15 protein-coding genes and 1 tRNA gene are annotated in these 18,066 nt (G+C 70.5%); 5 read left to right on the top strand and 11 right to left on the bottom strand.

Annotation, left to right across the window (positions count from 1 at the left end):
* Nucleotides 1–29: 29 nt before the first annotated feature.
* From IO24_RS0121120 to IO24_RS0121095, 6 genes are all read right to left on the bottom strand, one after another.
* Nucleotides 30–117 (bottom strand) — tRNA-Ser (locus IO24_RS0121120).
* A gap of 283 nt (nucleotides 118–400) precedes the next feature.
* On the bottom strand, nucleotides 401–712 hold the full coding sequence (locus tag IO24_RS40900; protein WP_037668093.1) for an SGM_3592 family protein: 312 nt from the start codon (nucleotides 710–712) through the stop codon (nucleotides 401–403).
* A 101-nt stretch (nucleotides 713–813) separates the two neighbouring features.
* Nucleotides 814–1,533, bottom strand: a complete 720-nt coding sequence (locus tag IO24_RS0121110) for an ABC transporter permease subunit (protein WP_031137724.1) — start codon at nucleotides 1,531–1,533, stop codon at nucleotides 814–816.
* Nucleotides 1,534–1,542: 9 nt separating this feature from the next.
* Complete coding sequence (locus IO24_RS0121105) at nucleotides 1,543–2,454, bottom strand: ABC transporter ATP-binding protein (RefSeq protein ID WP_031137723.1); 912 nt, start codon at nucleotides 2,452–2,454, stop codon at nucleotides 1,543–1,545.
* Entirely contained in the window at nucleotides 2,451–3,368 is a 918-nt protein-coding gene (locus IO24_RS0121100; RefSeq protein WP_031137722.1) for an ABC-2 transporter permease, read from the bottom strand. Before IO24_RS0121100 ends, IO24_RS0121105 begins: the two co-directional genes overlap by 4 nt.
* The gene (locus tag IO24_RS0121095) at nucleotides 3,358–4,326 is read right to left on the bottom strand and encodes an ABC transporter ATP-binding protein (protein ID WP_031137721.1); all 969 of its coding nucleotides are present in this window, start codon (nucleotides 4,324–4,326) and stop codon (nucleotides 3,358–3,360) included. The genes IO24_RS0121100 and IO24_RS0121095 overlap by 11 nt, the downstream gene beginning before the upstream one ends.
* Before the next feature lie 168 nt (nucleotides 4,327–4,494).
* Here IO24_RS0121095 and IO24_RS0121090 point away from each other — a divergent pair, with 168 nt between their 5' ends.
* From IO24_RS0121090 to IO24_RS0121075, 4 genes are all read left to right on the top strand, one after another.
* The gene (locus IO24_RS0121090) at nucleotides 4,495–6,252 is read left to right on the top strand and encodes an SDR family oxidoreductase (RefSeq protein WP_031137720.1); all 1,758 of its coding nucleotides are present in this window, start codon (nucleotides 4,495–4,497) and stop codon (nucleotides 6,250–6,252) included.
* A gap of 143 nt (nucleotides 6,253–6,395) precedes the next feature.
* Nucleotides 6,396–6,944 carry an RNA 2'-phosphotransferase gene (locus IO24_RS0121085; protein ID WP_031137719.1) on the top strand — a complete coding sequence of 183 codons (549 nt, stop codon included), beginning with the start codon at nucleotides 6,396–6,398 and terminating at the stop codon, nucleotides 6,942–6,944.
* Between the two features lie 83 nt (nucleotides 6,945–7,027).
* A complete protein-coding gene (locus IO24_RS0121080; RefSeq protein WP_031137718.1) occupies nucleotides 7,028–7,930 on the top strand; it encodes an LLM class flavin-dependent oxidoreductase in 903 nt (300 codons plus the stop codon).
* A gap of 153 nt (nucleotides 7,931–8,083) precedes the next feature.
* Nucleotides 8,084–8,953, top strand: a complete 870-nt coding sequence (locus tag IO24_RS0121075; RefSeq protein ID WP_031137717.1) for a Cof-type HAD-IIB family hydrolase — start codon at nucleotides 8,084–8,086, stop codon at nucleotides 8,951–8,953.
* Nucleotides 8,954–8,972: 19 nt separating this feature from the next.
* Here IO24_RS0121075 and IO24_RS0121070 read toward each other — a convergent pair whose 3' ends face one another.
* The 4 genes from IO24_RS0121070 to IO24_RS0121055 form a co-directional block, all read right to left on the bottom strand.
* Nucleotides 8,973–10,043 carry a M23 family metallopeptidase gene (locus IO24_RS0121070; protein ID WP_031137716.1) on the bottom strand — a complete coding sequence of 357 codons (1,071 nt, stop codon included), beginning with the start codon at nucleotides 10,041–10,043 and terminating at the stop codon, nucleotides 8,973–8,975.
* Nucleotides 10,044–10,144: 101 nt separating this feature from the next.
* Nucleotides 10,145–13,630, bottom strand: a complete 3,486-nt coding sequence (cydD, locus tag IO24_RS0121065; protein ID WP_031137715.1) for a thiol reductant ABC exporter subunit CydD — start codon at nucleotides 13,628–13,630, stop codon at nucleotides 10,145–10,147.
* Between the two features lie 12 nt (nucleotides 13,631–13,642).
* Complete coding sequence (gene cydB, locus IO24_RS0121060; RefSeq protein WP_031137714.1) at nucleotides 13,643–14,647, bottom strand: cytochrome d ubiquinol oxidase subunit II; 1,005 nt, start codon at nucleotides 14,645–14,647, stop codon at nucleotides 13,643–13,645.
* A 20-nt stretch (nucleotides 14,648–14,667) separates the two neighbouring features.
* Nucleotides 14,668–16,176, bottom strand: a complete 1,509-nt coding sequence (locus tag IO24_RS0121055; protein ID WP_031137713.1) for a cytochrome ubiquinol oxidase subunit I — start codon at nucleotides 16,174–16,176, stop codon at nucleotides 14,668–14,670.
* Between the two features lie 150 nt (nucleotides 16,177–16,326).
* Here IO24_RS0121055 and IO24_RS0121050 point away from each other — a divergent pair, with 150 nt between their 5' ends.
* On the top strand, nucleotides 16,327–16,719 hold the full coding sequence (locus IO24_RS0121050) for a cyclophilin-like fold protein (protein WP_031137712.1): 393 nt from the start codon (nucleotides 16,327–16,329) through the stop codon (nucleotides 16,717–16,719).
* An 18-nt stretch (nucleotides 16,720–16,737) separates the two neighbouring features.
* Here the strand turns inward: IO24_RS0121050 and hisC are convergent, their stop codons facing one another.
* A complete protein-coding gene (gene hisC, locus IO24_RS0121045; protein WP_031137711.1) occupies nucleotides 16,738–17,817 on the bottom strand; it encodes a histidinol-phosphate transaminase in 1,080 nt (359 codons plus the stop codon).
* Nucleotides 17,818–18,066 lie beyond the last annotated feature (249 nt).

The raw sequence follows: 18,066 nt of genomic DNA, 5'->3' as shown, positions 1-18,066 counted from the left end.
GCTGTTGCCCGGTGCTGGATGGTGCTCGGCGGAGGATGCACGAATCGAACGTGCGCGGGCTTTTCAGGCCCGACCTTGGCTTAGCAAGCCAGTGCCTTACCACTCGGCCAATCCTCCGGGTGAGCGGCCCACGCGATGTGCGATTCGCGTGCTCGAAGCGGCCGCCCCGGGCAGCTCCCCGTGTGAGGCGGGTTCTACGGAGGGGTAGTGGCTACTCCGGATCCCGCCGCGGGCTGCCCTGAAGGGAGCTGGACGTACTGCCGTGCATGGGCATCGTCCCGCTCCTCTCCCCGTCCATGGCGCCGGATCGATGAGTCCGGCCTTGACGACAACCACTCTGCCTGCCGGGCGAATTGGACGCCACTGAATAAATCGGCGGTGGGATCCGAGGGGCGACCGGCTAGCGTCTGCGCCACCTGCGCCTGCGGGCCTTGCTGAAGAACCAGCCCGCGGGCGGCTCGTCGGAGCGCCAGGGCTGCGGCTCCGGCTCCTCGCGCCGCCATCTGGCAGCGAGCATCCGGGCACGGGCGGACGGCTCGGAGGTCCCGGCGGAGCGTATGAAGTCCTCGTCCAGTACGACCTCGTCGAGGCCGTCCCCGGATGCGTCTCCGGACCCGGAGCCGGACCCGGACCCGGACCCGGGCTGAGGCCCGGTCCCCGGCCTGCTGCCGGACTGCCCGCGGTCGTCGTACTGACCCCTCTCGCTCGCCATCCCCGCCCCTCCCAGCCGTCCAACTCCCGTGGTGTTCCCCTACATCCCGTTCGCCCAGTGTGCCCGGACAGGGGTGAAGCCTCCGTCAAGGCCGGGGCACGTCACTCCTCGCCGGCGAGTGTCAGCGAACGCAGCTTCTGTCCGGCGTACCAGGTGGCCAGTACCGTGACGGCCACCAGCAGCACCGTCGCCGTGGTCAGACCGACGTCGGAGGAGACCAGGTCCCCGCCGGACACCTTCTGGGCCACCGCCAGCGACCACTGCTGGACGCTCAGCGTGCGCGCACCCGGCACCAGGGAGCCGAACAGGGCCTCCCAGACCAGCGCGTAGACGAGCCCGAACACCACCGCGTGCCGGGAGACCGTGCCGAGCAGCAGGAACAGTGCCGCGTACGCGATCGAGGCGACCAGGGCGGCCACTGTGTAGGCGACGGCGACCTGCTGACCGTTGCCGTTCAGGATGAAGCCGGCGATGAGCGTCGGCACCGCGGAGAACACCATGGTCACCGCGATGGCGACGATCAGCTTGGTGAAGATGATCGTCGGCCGTTTGATCGGCTTGGACAGCAGGTACACCACCGAGCCGTCGTCGATCTCCGGCCCGATCGCGCCGGTTCCCGCGATGACACCGATGATCGGCACCATCGTGGCGAGGGCGAGGCCGCCCAGCAGGTCGGACGCCGTCTGGTCGTCCGCCCCGGCCAGGCCGCGCACCGCCACGGCGATCACGATCAGCAGCAGGGGCAGAGCGCCCAGGATGAGGGCCCGGCGCCGGCCGAGCAGGGCCCGGTAAGTGAGCCGGGCGACTGTGGGGTCGTACATCAGGGCCTCCTACGCCGCGACGAGGTACGAGAAGACGGACTCGAGGGACTCGTCGGACGGCGAGACCGTGAGCAGCCGGATGCCGTGGTCCCTGGCCACCCGCGGCAGCAGGGCCGTGAAGCGGCCGAAGTCGACGGCCTGGACGCGCAGCGCGCCCTCGGCGAGGTCGACCTCGATGCCGGCCGTCGACGGGTCGGCGATCAGCGCGGCCGCGAGGGTGCGGTCGTCGCTGGAACGCACCAGGTAGCGGTGCGGCCGGTCGGTCATCAGGCGGCGGATCTTGCGGAAGTCACCGCTGGCGGCATGCCGGCCGGCGACGACGACCTCGATGTGCCAGGCGAGTTGCTCGACCTCTTCGAGGATGTGGGACGAGAACAGGACCGTGCGGCCCTCGTCGCCCATGCGGCGCAGCAGGTCCATCAGCTGCATGCGCTGGCGCGGGTCCATGCCGTTGAACGGCTCGTCCAGCAGCAGCAGCGACGGGTCGTGGACCAGCGCGGAGGCCATCTTCACGCGCTGGCGCATGCCCTTGGAGTACGTCTGGATCTTGCGGTCCTGGGCGTACTCCATCTCGACCGTGGCGAGCGCCCTCTGGGCCGCCTTGGCGCCCAGACCGTGCAGCTCGGCGTTGGCGAGGACGAACTCCTCACCCGTGAGGAAGTCGTACATCGCCTCCCGCTCGGGGACGACGCCGATGTGCTTGTAGATCTGCTCGTTGCGCCACACGGTCTGGCCGTCGAGGGTGACCGTGCCCGTGGAGGGGGCGAGGAAGCCGCCCATCATGTTGATGAGGGTGGATTTGCCGGCGCCGTTGGGGCCGAGCAGGCCCGTGACTCCGGGGCCGATGGTCATGGTGATGTCGTTGACGGCGACCACGTTGCCGAACCAGCGGGAGACGTGGTCGATGGAGAGCGTGGTCACAGTCCCACCTTCTTGTAGCGGCGCATCAGGAGGCCGTAGCTCGCCGCGATCAGGCCCAGGGCGACGACGACGTAGACGACGCCCTCGGCAGTGCTCGGTCCCACCCCGCTGGGGGAGGCGGATGTCGCGCCCAGGAACGCGGACTGCACGCCGTCGATGATGGTGGTCGGCGAGAACAGCCCGATCCACGGCACGGCGTCGCTGCTGCCCTGGGCGTCGGCGATGGCCTGGAGGGTGGAGACCGCGCCGTAGGTGATGGTCAGCACGGCGATGACGGCCGCGATGCCGAAGCCGCGGCGCGGGGTGAAGGACGCGATGACCAGGCCGATGCCGGCGAACAGCAGTGAGAGCAGTGCCACGGAGACGAGTCCCTGTGCGAATCCCTTGGTCTGGTCGGAGAAGTCGAGCTTGGCCAGCAGCGCGCCCACGTAGAGCACGAGCAGGGGGCCGGCGGTGAGGATGAACAGCGCGGAGGCCAGCGCCGCGAACTTGGCGCGGACGTAGTCGGCGGTCTCGATGGGCCGCGAGAAGTACAGCGGAACGGTCTTGAAGCGCAGGTCGCGCGAGACGGACTGCGGTGCCTGCGAGGCGACGTACAGGCTGATGACCGCCTGCATGACGATGGCGTAGCGCGTGTAGTCCACGGGCAGGGCGCTGGCCTTGGTGGCGACCGCGACGGCGACCATGATGGCCGCGGGCACGCACATCACCACGAAGAGCAGCATCGGCAGCACCTTGGACTTCACCGAGCGGCCGAGGCCGTAGGAGCCGCGCAGCGACTGCGAGTACAGGGAGCGGCGAGCGTAGGCGCGGCCGAGGCGCGGGCCGTCGTAGTTGCGGTAGCCGATGTTGTGGATGCGGGTCTGGTCACCCGGTGCCGGGGCGGATGTCGCCGTGGAGTGCTCAACCGCCATGGCCGACCGCCTCCTTCCGCTGCTCGCGCTCGTCGCTGGTGGTGAAGACCTCGGAGATGTGGTGCCGGCGCTGCTCCATGCGGACCAGGCCGAGTCCGAGGTCCGCGATCACGTCCCTGACCAGGTCGTACGTCTCCTCGCCCTGCGCGCTGAGCAACAGGACGTGGCCGGCGCCGGGCAGGCCGCTGCCGTCCTCGACGGTGACGCCGCGCGCGTGCAGCGCCTCACGGACCGCTCGGGTGCCGTCCGGGTGCTCGTCGGTGTCGGTGACCTCGATCGCGAGGGTCGTGGTGATCTGTGTGAAGTCCGTGGTGGAGCTGGAGCGCAGGAGCTTGCCGCCGTCGATGACGACGACGTGGTCGCAGGTGCGCTCCAGTTCGCCCAGGAGGTGGGAGGTGACCAGGACCGAGATGCCGAAGTCGGTGTGGATCCGGCGGATCAGGCCGAGCATCTCGTCGCGGCCGACCGGGTCGAGGCCGTTGGTCGGCTCGTCCAGCAGGACCAGCTGCGGGTCGTGGACGAGGGCCTGCGCGAGCTTGACGCGCTGCTTCATGCCGGTCGAGTAGCCGCCGATGGGGCGGTAGCGCTCCTCGTACAGGCCGACGTGGCGCAGGGTGTCGGCCGTGCGCTCGCGCGCGGCCGTGGGCGGCAGGCCGGACATGCGCGCCATGTGGACGACGAACTCGGTGGCCGAGACGTCCGGCGGCAGGCAGTCGTGCTCGGGCATGTAGCCGACCCGCTCGCGGATGGCGGCGCCCTTGGTGGCGACATCGAGGCCGAGCACTTCGGCGCGGCCCTCGGTGGCGGGGGACAGACCCAGCAGGATCTTGATCAGTGTGGACTTGCCGGCTCCGTTGGCTCCGACGAGTCCGGTCACACCGGGTCCGACGTCCACGGAGAGCCGGTCAAGCGCGGTCACCCGGGGGAACCGCTTGCTCAGGCTTTCGGTCGCGATCACAGTCACCCTTCGAAGGTAGGGGCCGTGTCCGTGGCGGTCGTCACTCCGCAGAGCTGTCTTCGGATCAGCCCTGAGTATTACGGGCCCCTAGGGGAGCTGGTTCTTCAGAGTTACCACCGCCGGGGAGCCCCTATTGACGAACTCTCTAACAACTGCCAGATTCGCCGGATGACGTTGCTGACGGGCGCGCGGGAGCGCAGGGTGCGGACCGGCGAAGTCGAGCTGTGCGTGGCCGAGCTGGGTGATCCGGAGCGGCCGACGGTCGTCCTGGTGCACGGCTACCCCGACAGCAAAGAGGTGTGGTCCGAGATCGCCGAGCGGCTCGCCGGACGCTTCCACGTGGTGGCGTACGACGTCCGCGGCCACGGCCGGTCGACGGCGCCGCGGCCACTGCGCGGCGGTTTCACCCTGGAGAAGCTGACAGACGATTTCCTGGCCGTCGCGGACGCGGTGAGTCCGGGCGAGCCGGTGCACCTGGTCGGGCACGACTGGGGCTCGGTGCAGGCCTGGGAGTTCACCACCGTGAAGCGCACCGAGGGCCGCATCGCCTCCTTCACCTCGATGTCCGGGCCGTCCCTCGACCATTTCGGTCACTGGATCGACCAGCGCGTGAAGCGGCCCACGCCGCGCCGGGTCGGCCAGCTTCTCGGGCAGGGCGCCCGGTCCTGGTACGTGTACCTGCTGCACACGCCCGTGCTGCCCGAGCTCGCCTGGCGCGGCCCGCTCGGCAAGGGCTGGCCGCGGATGCTGGAGCGCGTCGAGAAGGTGCCCCGGGGCGACTACCCCACCTCGTCACTGCCGTCGGACGCGGCCCGCGGGGCCTGGCTGTACCGGGACAACGTCCGACCCCGGCTGCGCGGGCCACGCCCGGACGCGCACGCCCACGCGCCCGTGCAGATCATCACGCCTCTGAAGGACCGGTTCCTCTCGGAGCGGCTCCACGACGGGCTTGAGCAGTGGGTTCCGCAGCTGACCCGCAGGACGATCCAGGCGGGGCACTGGATCCCGCGCACCCGACCGGAACAGCTGGCCGCGTGGATCGAGGAGTTCGTGACGTCCGTCGAAAGCGGGCGCTCCCCGGTGGCGGCGAGCGGCGAGCACGCCGAGCGGTTCGGCGGACAGCTCGTGCTGGTCACCGGGGCGGGCAGCGGCATCGGGCGGGCGACGGCGCTCGCGTTCGCCGCGGCCGGCGCACGGGTGGTGGCCGTCGACCGGAACGCGCAGGCCGCGGCTCGCACCGCCGAGTCGTCCCGTCGGGCGGGCGCCGCCGAGGCCTGGGCCGAGACGGCCGACGTCTCCGACGAACAGTCCATGGAGAAGCTCGCCGAGAAAGTCGCCACCGAGTACGGGGTGGTGGACATCCTCGTGAACAACGCCGGGATCGGGCTGTCCGGTTCCTTTTTCGACACCACGCCGGAGGACTGGAAGAAGGTCCTCGACGTCAACCTGTGGGGGGTCATCCACGGCTGCCGGCTCTTCGGAAGGCGGATGGCCGAGCGCGGGCAGGGCGGCCACATCGTCAACGTGGCGTCGGCCGCGGCGTACCAGCCGTCCCGGGCGCTGCCCGCCTACAGCACCTCCAAGGCGGCCGTACTGATGCTCAGCGAGTGTCTGCGGGCGGAGCTGGCCGGGCAGGGGATCGGCGTGACAGCGGTCTGCCCCGGGTTCGTCAACACCGCCATCACGTCGACGGCGCATTTCGCCGGGGTCGACGAGCGGGAGGAGAAGCGGCTCCAGAAGCGCGCCGCCCGTCTGTACGGGATGCGCAACTATCCGCCGGAGAAGGTCGCCCGAGCGATCCTGCGGGCGGTGACGCGCAACGAGGCGGTGGCGCCGGTGACGCCGGAGGCGCGGGGTGCGCGCTGGCTGTCGCGGTGGGCGCCGAGGGCACTGCGGGGCATCGCGCGGGTGAAGCCTCCGGTGTGACGGAGCGCCAAAAGCCGTGCCATGGCGGCCAGTTGTCCACAGAGACGCCCATTCACCCTGTGGATAACACCACTTGGTTGTGGATCAAACCTGGCAAGCGAAACTCGATCGCGTGATTCACGTCTCTCCCGCACTCTGGTGGGATGGACGAAAGACGCACCGTGAAGGTGTCGAAGTACCTGTCGAAGCATCTGCGCCACCAGCCGGAGCGGATCGGGCTCACCCTCGACGAGGCCGGCTGGACGGAGATCGACACCCTCATCGCCGCAGCCGCCGCGCACGGCTTCCGGTTCACCCGCGACGAGCTGGACCAGGTCGTCGCCACCAACGACAAGCGGCGATTCGCCGTCGAGGGCACTCGGATCCGCGCCAGTCAGGGGCACAGCGTGGAGGTCGATCTCGGGCTGGCGCCGGCCACCCCGCCCGCGTACCTCTACCACGGCACCGTCGCGAGCAACCTGGACGCCATCCGGGCCGAGGGGCTCCGTCCGATGAACCGGCATGCCGTGCATCTCTCGCCCGACCGGGAGACGGCAACCCGGGTCGGAGCCCGCCGGGGGCGGCCGGTCGTGCTCGGAGTGGACGCGGCCGCCCTGCACGCCGACGGCCACGTCTTCCACGTCAGTGCGAACGGGGTGTGGCTCACCCAGGCCGTGCCGCCGCGCTACCTGCGCTTTGCCGGGCCTCGCTGACCCGCTGGTGTGACCAGACGCGCATGGTGACTGGTTTCACGTGAAACACGGCTGACCCGCTCGGCTCCTTTAGGCTCGACGCCATGAGTCTGCGTCTGAGCACCGTGATCCTCCCGTACCGCCGCTGGCACGAAGGCGGCCGCGCGGCCTGGACACGCGCCGAGCAGCTTGGCCTCCACACCGCGTACACCTACGACCACCTGTCCTGGCGCACTTTCCGGGACGGCCCGTGGTTCGGCGCAGTGCCGACCCTCACGGCCGCCGCGAGCATCACCGACCGGCTGCGGCTGGGCACCCTGGTGACCTCCCCGAACTTCCGGCACCCCGTGACCCTCGCCAAGGAGCTGATCTCCCTCGACGACATCTCCGGCGGACGGGTCACGCTCGGCATCGGCGCGGGCGGCTCCGGCTTCGACGCCACCGCGCTCGGCCAGGAACCGTGGACACCCCGCGAGCGCGCCGACCGCTTCGCCGAGTTCGTCCCGCTGCTCGACCGGTTGCTCAGCGAGGACGCCGTGTCGTACGAGGGTGACTTCTACTCCGCCCACGAGGCCCGGAACATCCCCGGCTGCGTCCAGCGGCCCCGGCTGCCGTTCGCGGTGGCCGCGACCGGGCCGCGCGGGATGCGGCTCGCCGCACGGTTCGGGCAGGCGTGGGTGACCACCGGCGACCCCAAGTTGTACGAGAGCGGCACGCCTGAACAGTCGATTCAGGCCATTCGCGGGCAGGCGGAGAGGCTCGACGACATCTGCGCCGAGGTCGGCCGGGACATGACCGATCTCGACCGGGTCCTGCTCACCGGCTTCACGCCGGACCGCGGCGGCCCGCTCCAGTCGCTGAACGCGTTCGTGGACTTCGCCGGGCGGCATGTGGAGCTGGGCTTCACGGAGATCGTGATCCACTGGCCGATCGCCGACTCGCCGTTCGCGGCGGACGAGAAGATCTTCGAGCAGATCGCGATGGAGGCGCCGGCGCAGCTGCGCTGAGCGCGGACGGATGCGTCGAGGTACCTCGGGTGAGGGGCCTGCCGAGGGGTCCTGGTGAGGGGCTCCTGCCAGGAGGCTCCTGGTGAGGGCGGTATCCACTCACCTGTGCGGAGTCCCGCACGCCCGTGCAGCCATGTGCGGGACAATGGCCGGGTGACCTCAGCGACCCGACAGCCCGAGACCGCGGCCGAGACCCTCCCACCGCGGCTGATCGCCACCGACCTCGACGGCACCCTGCTGCGCGACGACAAGTCGGTGTCCCCTCGTACGGTCGCCGCGCTGGCCGCCGCCGAGGAGGCGGGCATCGAGGTCTTCTTCGTCACGGGCCGCCCGGCCCGCTGGATGGACGTCGTCAGCGACCACGTGCACGGCCACGGCCTGGCCATCTGCGGCAACGGCGCCGCCGTGGTCGACCTGCACGGCGGCCCCGGCGCCCACCGGTTCGTGAAGGTGCGGGAGCTGGCACGGGAGAACGCCCTGGACGCCGTACGGCTGCTGCGCGACGCAGCGCCGGGGACGGTGTACGCGGTGGAGCAGACGTACGGCTTCTACCAGGAGCCGGCGTACCCGAAGCTCCACATGGAGATCCCTGACAGCCTCGCCCCGGCCGAGGAGCTGCTGGGACCGGACCACCCGGCCGCCGCGGAGCCGGTGCTGAAGATCCTCGCCTACCACCCCGAGATCGACCCCGACGCCTTCCTGACCCTGGCCCGCCTCGCCATCGGCGACCGTGCCGATGTCACCCGCTCCAGCCCCAGCGCCCTGCTCGAGATCAGCGGCCCGGGAGTGTCCAAGGCCAGCACCCTCGCCCTGTGCTGCGCCGAACGCGGCATCTCGCACGAGCAGGTCGTCGCCTTCGGGGACATGCCCAACGACGTGGAGATGCTGACCTGGGCGGGCCGGTCGTACGCGATGGGCAACGCGCACCCGGACGTGATCGCCGCCGCCTCGGGTCAGACGGTCGCGAACAACGAGGACGGGGTCGCGGTCGTGATCGAGCGGCTGATCACGGAACTGCCGTAGCCGCCGGGGCCGGGGTGTCTCAGAGGGACACCCCGCGCGCCGCCAGCCACGACACCGGGTTCACCGCCGAGCCCGACTCCGGTGTGACCCGGGCCTCGAAGTGCAGGTGAGGCCCGGTGGAGTTGCCCGTGGTGCCCGACTGCCCGATCCACTGGCCCGGGCTGACGTGCTCCCCGTGATCGACCGCGAGGGAAGCGAGATGGGCGTACTGCGTGTAGTAGCCGCCTGCGTGCTTGAGCACGATCTCCATGCCGAAGGCACCGCCGCAGGACACCTTCACCACCCGGCCCGCACCCACGGCCCGCACCGGCGTGCCGATCGGCACCGCGAAGTCCTGCCCGGTGTGCCGGTTCAACCACCGATTACCGCCGCTGCCGTAGGACGCGGACAGCTCGTACGTCTCGACCGGCGCGACCCACTCGCCCTCGGTGAACCCCGTCTCCGGCTGGTCGAGCCGGACGGCTCCGCGGCACGCCCCGGCGGAGACCGCGGCGTCCGCCTGCCCCTGGAGCTGTGAGCGGGCCGTCTCCAGCTTCTGCTCGATGTCCGCCTTGAGCCCGGCGAGTTGGATGTTGCGCTTCTCCAGCGCCTGCCACCGGTCCGCGGCCCTGGCCTCGTCCGCCGCGAGCCGGGCCTCGGCGCGTCGGTTCTTGGAGATCGCGTTGTTCACGGCGAGGTCCGCCTGGGAGAAGGCGTGCTGACCTCGCATCAGGCCCTCGGGGCTGTCGGCGAGGATCATGTGCGCGGCCACCGGCAGGCCGCCGCTGCCGCGGTACTGGGCCCGGGCGATCCGGCCCAGGTCCTCGTGCAGGGCGGCGATGTGCCGCCGCTGCGCGTCCAGGAGGGTCTCCGCCCGCTGGGCTTCGGCCCGCTGCTCCTCGGCCTCCTCTCGGCCGGCCTCGTACTGCTGTGTCGCCACCGCGGCCTCCTCGTACAGCCGCACCACCTCGGCGCTGAGGCCGCCGGTCCCGGTGCCGCTCCCGGTGCCGCTTCCGGGTTCCTTGTGCGCCGCCGTCGGCCGGGCCGCGAGCGCGGCCAGCGCGCACAGCAGGACCGGAACCAGCAGCCGATGGCGTCGATATGAGCGCATGTCAGCGATCGTCGCCCAGTCCAGCCGATTCGGCCCTGTTCACGTCGTACGGCCGGGGGACCGGCTGCGCCGAACGGCCCAGTGCGCGCCGTTCCCGGCCGCTACCGCGCTCCCACCAGCGACTCCGACGCCGCCTCCCGCTCGGCCATCCCGCGCAGCGGCCCGTCCGTCGCCAGCAGCTCCGCGTAACGACCGCGCTGCACGACCCGTCCCCGGTCCAGTACGAGTACCTCGTCGACCGCTTCAAGGCCCGCCAGCCGGTGCGTGATGAGCAGCGTCGTCCGGCCCTCGGTGGCGGCCAGCAGATCGGCGGTGAGCGCGTCGGCGGTCGGCAGGTCGAGGTGCTCGGCGGGCTCGTCCAGCACCAGGACGGGGAAGTCCGCGAGGAGGGCCCGGGCCAGCGCGAGCCGCTGCCGCTGGCCTCCCGACAGCCGTGCCCCGTGCTCGCCGACGAGCGTGTCGAGCCCGTCGGGCAGACCGTCGGCCCAGTCCAGCAACCGGGCGCGGCCGAGTGCGGCCCGCAGGTGGTCCTCGGTGGCGTCCTTCCTGGCGAGCAGCAGGTTCTCGCGCAGCGAGCTGTCGAAGAGGTGCGCGTCCTGCGCGCACAGCCCGACGAGACCCCGCACGTCGTCACCGTGCAGCGCGTACGCGTCCACGCCCGCCAGCGAGTACGAGCCCGCCTGCGCGTCGAGGAATCGCAGCAGCACCTGCGCCAGCGTGGTCTTGCCGGAGCCGGAGGGCCCGACCACGGCGATCCGGCGGCCCTCCTCGAGGGTCAGGTCGAGTCCGGCGAGCGCGTCCCGGTCCTGCCCGGCGTACCGGGCGGACAGCCCTCTGACCACGACCGGGAACGGTGACGCGGGCGCCTGCCGGGGCCGCTCCGGTTCCCTCACGGGCTCCGGGGCATCCAGCACCTCGTACACCCGCTCCGCGCTCCGGTGCACGCGCTGCCGGTACTGCACGGCGAGCGGCAGCCCGAGCACGGCTTCGAAGGCGGCGAGCGGGGTCAGGACGACGACGGCCATGGTCACGCCGTCGAGTCGCCCGGCGGCGACCGCCTGCGCGCCGGCCAGGGCGGCGGCCGTGACGGTCAGTCCGGAGATCAGCGCGGTGAGACCGTCACCGAGAGCTGTGGCGGTGGCGGCGCGCGAGGCGATCCGGGTGAGCGCCCCGTCGGCCTGGCGGGCCTGAGCGGTCCGCGCGGGCAGGGCACCGGCGACGGTCAGTTCTGCGGTGCCGGTGAGCAGATCGGCCACCCGCGTCGCGAGCACCCCGCGGGCGGGCGCCAGCCTGTGCTCGGCCCTCCGGGCCACCGCGCCGGAGATCAGCGGCACGCCGACCCCCGCCGCCAGGAGCCCGGCCGCGAGCACCGCGCCGGCCTCGGGCAGCAGCCATGATGTGAAACCGACCGACGCGGCCGAGACGACGACGGCCGACCCGGCCGGCAGCAGCCACCGCAGCCAGTAGTCCTGCAGCGCGTCCACGTCCGCGACCAGCCGGGAGAGCAGGTCACCCCGGCGGACCCGGGCCAGCCCGGCCGGCGCCAGCCGCTCCAGCCTGCGGAACACCGCGACCCGGGTGTCCGCCAGCATCCGCAGCACGGCGTCGTGGGACACCAGCCGCTCGGCGTAGCGGAACACGGCCCGCCCGATTCCGAACGCCCGCGTCGCCGTCACGGCCATCATCAGATACAGCACGGGCGGCTGCTGCGAGGCCCGCGAGATCAGCCACCCGGAGGTGGCCATGAGCCCCACGGCGCTCCCCAGCGCGAGACTCCCGAGCAGCAGTGCGAGACTCAGCCGCCCGCGCCGGGCGCCGGACATGGCGCGGACGCGCGCGAGGACACCGCCTGAAGCCGGCTGTTCGACGGACTCGACCGGGGTGGGCGGCTCGACCTCGACGGATCGTGTCCCCGCCCCCCGGGCCACGGTCGTCACAGGCAAGGCAGCGGTGGTCTCGGGCTCCACCAGTCGCACGACCCGGTCGGCGACTTCCAGCAGCGCGGGCCGGTGCACCACCAGCAGCACCGTCCGGCCGGCCGCAAGACGCCGCACCGCCGCAACGACCTCGGCTTCGGTGGCGCCGTCCAGCGCCGCCGTCGGCTCGTCGAGCAGCAGCACGGGCCGGTCCGCGAGGAACGCCCGGGCCAGCGCGAGCCGCTGCCGCTGCCCGGCGGACAGCCCGGCGCCGTCCTCGCCGAGCACGGTCTCCGCGCCCTCGGGCAGGGTGTCGACGAACTCCAATGCCCCGGCGTCCCGCAGCGCCTGCCGTACGGCGTCGTCGCCGGCGTCGGGCCGGGCCAGCCGTACGTTCTCGGCGATCGTCCCGGCGTACAGATGCGGCCGCTGCGGCACCCACGCGGTCCGGGCACGCCACTGCTCCAGGTCGGCATCGGCGAGATCGACTCCCCCGACCCGCACCCGCCCCTCGGCCGGTCGCACGAACCCCAGCAGAACGCTCAGCAGCGTCGACTTGCCGGCGCCGCTCGGCCCCACCAGCGCGACCGTCTCCCCGGGCTCGACGCCGAAGGACACGTTCGCGACCGCGTCCGCCGACCGCCCCGGGTACCGGACGGTCACACCCTCGAACGACAGCGCGCCCTCCGGCACAGCCTCGGAACCGGACGCCGGGACGGGCGTCTCCAGAACCTCGAAAATCTCCTCGGCCGCCGCGAGCCCCTCCGCCGCCGCGTGGTACTGAGCCCCCACCTGCCGCAGGGGCAGATATGCCTCGGGCGCGAGGATCAGGATGACGAGGCCGATGTACAGGTCCATCTCTCCGTGCACCAGCCGCATGCCGATCGTCACGGCGACCAGCGCCACCGAGATCGTCGCGAGCAGTTCCAGGGCGAAGGAGGAGATGAAGGCGATCCGCAGCGTCCGCATGGTCGCCCGCCGGTACTCGCCGGTGATCCGCCGGATCGACTCAGCCTGTGCCTTGGCACGCCCGAAGACCTTCAGCGTCGGCAGCCCCGCGACGACGTCCAGGAAGTGCCCGGACAGCCGTGACAGCAGCCGCCACTGACGGTCCATCCGGGACTGGGTCGCCCAGCCGATCAGCACCATGAAGACCGGGATGAGAGGAAGGGTGCCCACAATGATGGCTGCGGAGACCCAGTCCTCGGTGACGATCCGCGCCAGCACCGCCACCGGCACCACCACCGCGAGACCCAACTGCGGCAGATAGCGCGAGAAGTAGTCGTCGAGGGCGTCGACGCCCCGGGTGGCCAGGGCGACCAGCGAACCGGTCCGCTGCCCGCTCAGCCAGCCCGGCCCCAGCTCAGCGGAACGCTCGAGCAGTTGCCCCCGCAGCTCGGACTTCACCGCCGCACTGGCCCGGTGCGCGGCGAGCTCGGTGAGCCAGCCGACCAGCGCCCGGCCAACCGTGACGGCGGTCAGCAACAGCAGGGGAGTGCCGAGTTCGGACACCGCCATACGGTGCTGGAACGCACCGACCACCACCTCGGCGATGAGCATCGCCTGCGCGATGACCAGCCCCGCCCCCACGGCCCCGAGGGCCACGACCGCCACCAGGAAGATACGGGTGGCACGGGCGTACCGAAGCAGACGGGGATCGATTGGTTTCACGTGAAACACACCTCAGTGCGCGGTCTCGGTGATGTGCTGCGTACCGATCCGCTTGCGGAAGACCCAGTACGTCCAGCCCTGGTAGAGCAGGACGACGGGAGTGGCGATCCCGGCACACCAGGTCATGATCTTCAGGGTGTACGGGCTGGATGAGGCGTTGGTGACCGTCAGGCTCCAGTCCGGGTTCAGCGTCGACGGCATGACGTTCGGGAAGAGCGTCAGGAAGAGCATCGCCACCGTGGCCACGATGGTGAGACCCGACAGGGCGAACGCCCAGCCCTCGCGCCCGGCCCGTGCCGCGACCAGGGCTACGAGGAGCGACGCCAAGGCCGCGACCATCGCCACGAGCGACGAACCGTCACCCCGGTCGGCCTGCGTCCACAGCAGGAAGGCGAGCACCAGCAGGGTGGTCGCCAGTCCGACGCGCAGCGCCAGCTTCCGCGCCCGCTCCCGGATCTCGCCGACGGTCTTGAGCCCGACGAACACCGTCCCGTGGAAGGTGAACAGCGCCAGCGTGACCAGACCGCCCAGGAGCGCGTACGGGTTGAGCAGGTCCAGGACGCCGCCCGCGTAGTTGAAGTCCTGGTCGATCTTCACGCCTCGCACGATGTTGCCGAAGGCCATGCCCCACAGGAAAGCGGGCAGCAGCGAGGCCCAGAAGATCACCATCTCCCAGTTGCGCTGCCAGTTCTCCTCCGGCCGCTTCACGCGGTACTCGAAGGCCACGCCCCGGAGGATCAGGCAGACCAGGATGAGCAGCAGAGGGAGGTAGAAGCCCGAGAAGAGCGTGGCGTACCACTCGGGGAAGGCGGCGAAGGTCGCGCCGGCCGCCGAGAGCAGCCACACCTCGTTTCCGTCCCACACGGGGCCGATGGTGTTGATCAGTACCCGCTTCTCGGGCCGGTTGCGGGCGAGCAGCTTCGTGAGCACCCCGACCCCGAAGTCGAAGCCCTCCAGGAAGAAGTAGCCGGTCCACAGGACGGCGATCAGGACGAACCAGACGTCGTGCAGTTCCATGACTGTGCAGCTCCCTCGGCCTAGTACGAGAAGGCCATCGGCTTGTCGGCGTCACGGGAGTCGCCGCCGATCTTCGTGGGCGGGTTGAGGTCGGCCTCGGTGAGCTCGGGCGGGCCCGCCTTGACGTACTTGACCAGCAGCTTCACCTCGACGACGGCGAGGATCGCGTACAGCGTGGTGAAGACGACCATCGAGGTGATGACCTCGGCCTGGGAGACACCGGGGGAGACCGCGTCACGCGTCTGGAACAGGCCGTAGACGACCCACGGCTGGCGGCCCATCTCGGTGAAGATCCAGCCCCAGGAGCTGGCGATCAGCGGGAAGCCCAGAGTGAGGATCGCGATGCGCCAGTACCACTTGGTGAGGGTCGGGCCGAGCGCCTTCTTCGGCAGCAGCACGAGGTGCGGCACCTCGTCGTCGCCCACCCTCAGGTGCTGCGGCAGCATGAACTTCTTGCGGGTCAGCCACAGCCCGGCCAGGCCGATGGCGAACGACGTCATGCCGAAGCCGATCATCCACCGGAAGCCCCAGTAGGCGACGGGGATGTTGGGCCGGTAGTCGCCGGGCCCGTACTTCTCCTGCTCGGCCTTGTTGATGTCGTTGATGCCGGGCACGTACGAGGTGAAGTCGTCCTTCGCGAGGAAGGACAGCAGACCCGGGATCTCGATGGCCACCTTGTTGTGGCCCTTGTCGACGTCGCCGACCGCGAAGACCGAGAAGGGAGCCGGCTTCTCGCCGTCCCACAGCGCCTCGGCCGCGGCCATCTTCATCGGCTGCTGCTGGTACATGATCTTGCCGAGCACGTCACCGCTGATCGCGGTGAGGAGGCCGCCGATGACGACGGTGACGAGGCCCAGCCGCAGCGAGGTCTTCATCACGGGGACGTGCTTCTTGCGGACCAGGTGGAAGGCGGCGATGCCGACCATGAAGGCCCCGCCGGTCAGGAAGGCGGCAGTGAGCGTGTGGAAGACCTGGGCGAGTGCGGTGTTCTGGGTCAGCACCAGCCAGAAGTCCGTGAGCTCGGCCCGGCCCTTCGCCTCGTTGATCCGGTAGCCGACCGGGTGCTGCATCCAGGAGTTGGCCGCGAGGATGAAGTAGGCCGACAGGATCGTGCCGATCGAGACCATCCATATACACGCCAGGTGGATCTTCTTCGGCAGCTTGTCCCAGCCGAAGATCCACAGGCCGATGAAGGTCGACTCGAAGAAGAAGGCGATCAGGGCCTCGAAGGCCAGCGGCGCACCGAAGACGTCACCGACGAAGCGTGAGTAGTCCGACCAGTTCATACCGAACTGGAACTCCTGCACGATGCCGGTGACCACGCCCATCGCGATGTTGATCAGGAAGAGCTTGCCCCAGAACTTCGTCGCCTGGAGGTACTTCTCCTTCTCCGTCCGCACCCAGGCGGTCTGCAGACCGGCGGTGAGCGCGGCCAGCGAGATCGTCAGGGGGACGAACAGAAAGTGGTAGACGGTGGTGATGCCGAACTGCCATCGCGCCAGGGTCTCCGGCGCCAAAGCCAGGTCCACGTCGCCGCTCCTTACCTACGCTTGTGAAAGCGTTCACATTCACAAGCCATTATGCAGCACGGACTTTCGAGCCTTGGAGGGGGTCCCCCTGTCTCCCCCGTCACAGTCAACCCCTTGGCCCGAACTTCAACATATTGTTGAATCGATGGCATGCAGACACCGACATCGCTACAGATACGGATCTCCTGGCCCGCAGGTCATCTCACCGCGTCGCTCGACGACACCCCGACCAGCCGGGCCCTCGCCAAGGCGCTGCCCCTCGTCTCGACAGCGCACACCTGGGGCGAGGAGGTGTACTTCGACACAGGAGTGTCGGTTTCACGTGAAACAGACGCCCGGGAAGTGGTCGAGCCCGGCACCGTCGCCTTCTGGACCGACGGCGACGCTCTCGCCCTCCCCTATGGACCTACGCCGATCTCACAGGGCGATGAGTGCCGCCTCGCCGGCCCGTGCCATGTCCTGGGCCACCTCGACGGAGACCCTGGTGTGCTCGCGACCGTGCGGGACGGCGCCCCCGTACGCGTGGAACTCGTGGACGCCTGACCCCTGGCTCGCGCAGCCCTACAACTCCTTGCGGAAGCCTTCCGACACCTTCAGGAAGATGTCGTTCGCCTCGGCCTCCCCGACCGTCACCCGCACACCCTCGCCCGGGAACGGCCGGATCACCACACCCGCCTGCTCGCACGCCTGCGCGAACGCGACCGTGCGCTCCCCCAGCCGCAGCCACACGAAGTTGGCCTGGGTCTCGGGCACCGTCCAGCCCTGCGAGCGCAGTCCGTCGACCACGCGGATGCGCTCACACACCAGCGAGCCGACCCGGCCCAACAGCTCGTCCTCGGCCCGCAGTGAGGCGATCGCCGCCTCCTGCGCGAGCTGGCTCACGCCGAACGGCACCGCCGTCTTGCGCAGCGCCGCGGCCACCGGTTCATGGGCGATGGCGAAACCGACCCGCAGGCCGGCGAGGCCGTACGCCTTCGAGAAGGTCCGCAGCACACAGACGTTGGGCCGGTCGCGGTAGATCTCGACGCCGTCCGGCACCTCGGGATCGCGAATGAACTCGCGGTAGGCCTCGTCGAGGACCACCAGCACATCACGCGGGACCCGGTCCAGGAAGCGCTCCAGCTCCGCCCGCCGCACCACGGTGCCGGTCGGGTTGTTGGGGTTGCAGACGAAGATCAGCCGCGTCCGGTCGGTGATCGCGTCGGCCATCGCATCGAGGTCGTGCACATCTCCGGGCGTCAGCGGCACCTGGACCGACGTCGCGCCGCTGATCTGGGTGATGATCGGGTACGCCTCGAATGAACGCCAGGCGTAGATCACCTCGTCGCCCGGGCCCGAGGTGGCCTGGATCAGCTGCTGGGCGACACCGACGGAACCGGTACCGGTGGCCAGGTGGGAGAGAGGCACACCGAACCGTTCGGACAGCTCGTTCATCAGCCCCGTACAGGCCATGTCCGGGTAGCGGTTGAAGGTGCAGGCCGCCGCCGTCACGGTCTCCATCACGCCCGGCAGCGGCGGATACGGGTTCTCGTTGGAGGACAGCTTGTAGGCCACCGGACCACCTGCCGCGGCGGGCTTGCCCGGCTTGTAGGTGGGGATCCCCTCCAGCTCGGCGCGCAGCTTGGGGCTCGTCTCGCTCACCGCAGTCCTCCTCGTGAAGACCGGCGGCCCATGACCGCCGCCGACATCCAATACTCCTCACCTTATGAGGATTCGGCGCCGCTGCGTATAGCCACGACCGAGCGGCCGGCCGGCCTCCCCCGTCCCACCGGCATCAAGGGCATCACCTCACCAAGGCGTACGAATCCGGGGGCGCGCCGCACATATATCTATGCGCCGGTGGTGCACGCCGTGGCGCGCATCCCCCGTGCAGGTGAGTTGAGACCTCTT

Source organism: Streptomyces flavovariabilis (assembly GCF_000725785.1).
Classification (GTDB): Bacteria; Actinomycetota; Actinomycetes; order Streptomycetales; family Streptomycetaceae; genus Streptomyces; species Streptomyces hawaiiensis.
The sequence above is the reverse complement of the archived record's forward strand: the minus strand, read 5'-3'. Positions and strand labels throughout refer to the sequence as shown.

What these genes read in the sequence shown, in the direction of transcription:
- IO24_RS0121090 (WP_031137720.1), top strand. Translation starts at nt 4,495, where the DNA reads ATGACGTTGCTGACGGGCGCGCGGGAGCGCAGGGTGCGGACCGGCGAA.
- IO24_RS0121080 (WP_031137718.1), top strand. Translation starts at nt 7,028, where the DNA reads ATGAGTCTGCGTCTGAGCACCGTGATCCTCCCGTACCGCCGCTGGCAC.
- IO24_RS0121050 (WP_031137712.1), top strand. Translation starts at nt 16,327, where the DNA reads ATGCAGACACCGACATCGCTACAGATACGGATCTCCTGGCCCGCAGGT.
- IO24_RS0121100 (WP_031137722.1), bottom strand. Translation starts at nt 3,368, where the DNA reads ATGGCGGTTGAGCACTCCACGGCGACATCCGCCCCGGCACCGGGTGAC.
- IO24_RS0121110 (WP_031137724.1), bottom strand. Translation starts at nt 1,533, where the DNA reads ATGTACGACCCCACAGTCGCCCGGCTCACTTACCGGGCCCTGCTCGGC.
- IO24_RS0121085 (WP_031137719.1), top strand. Translation starts at nt 6,396, where the DNA reads ATGGACGAAAGACGCACCGTGAAGGTGTCGAAGTACCTGTCGAAGCAT.
- IO24_RS0121070 (WP_031137716.1), bottom strand. Translation starts at nt 10,043, where the DNA reads ATGCGCTCATATCGACGCCATCGGCTGCTGGTTCCGGTCCTGCTGTGC.
- cydB (WP_031137714.1), bottom strand. Translation starts at nt 14,647, where the DNA reads ATGGAACTGCACGACGTCTGGTTCGTCCTGATCGCCGTCCTGTGGACC.
- IO24_RS40900 (WP_037668093.1), bottom strand. Translation starts at nt 712, where the DNA reads ATGGCGAGCGAGAGGGGTCAGTACGACGACCGCGGGCAGTCCGGCAGC.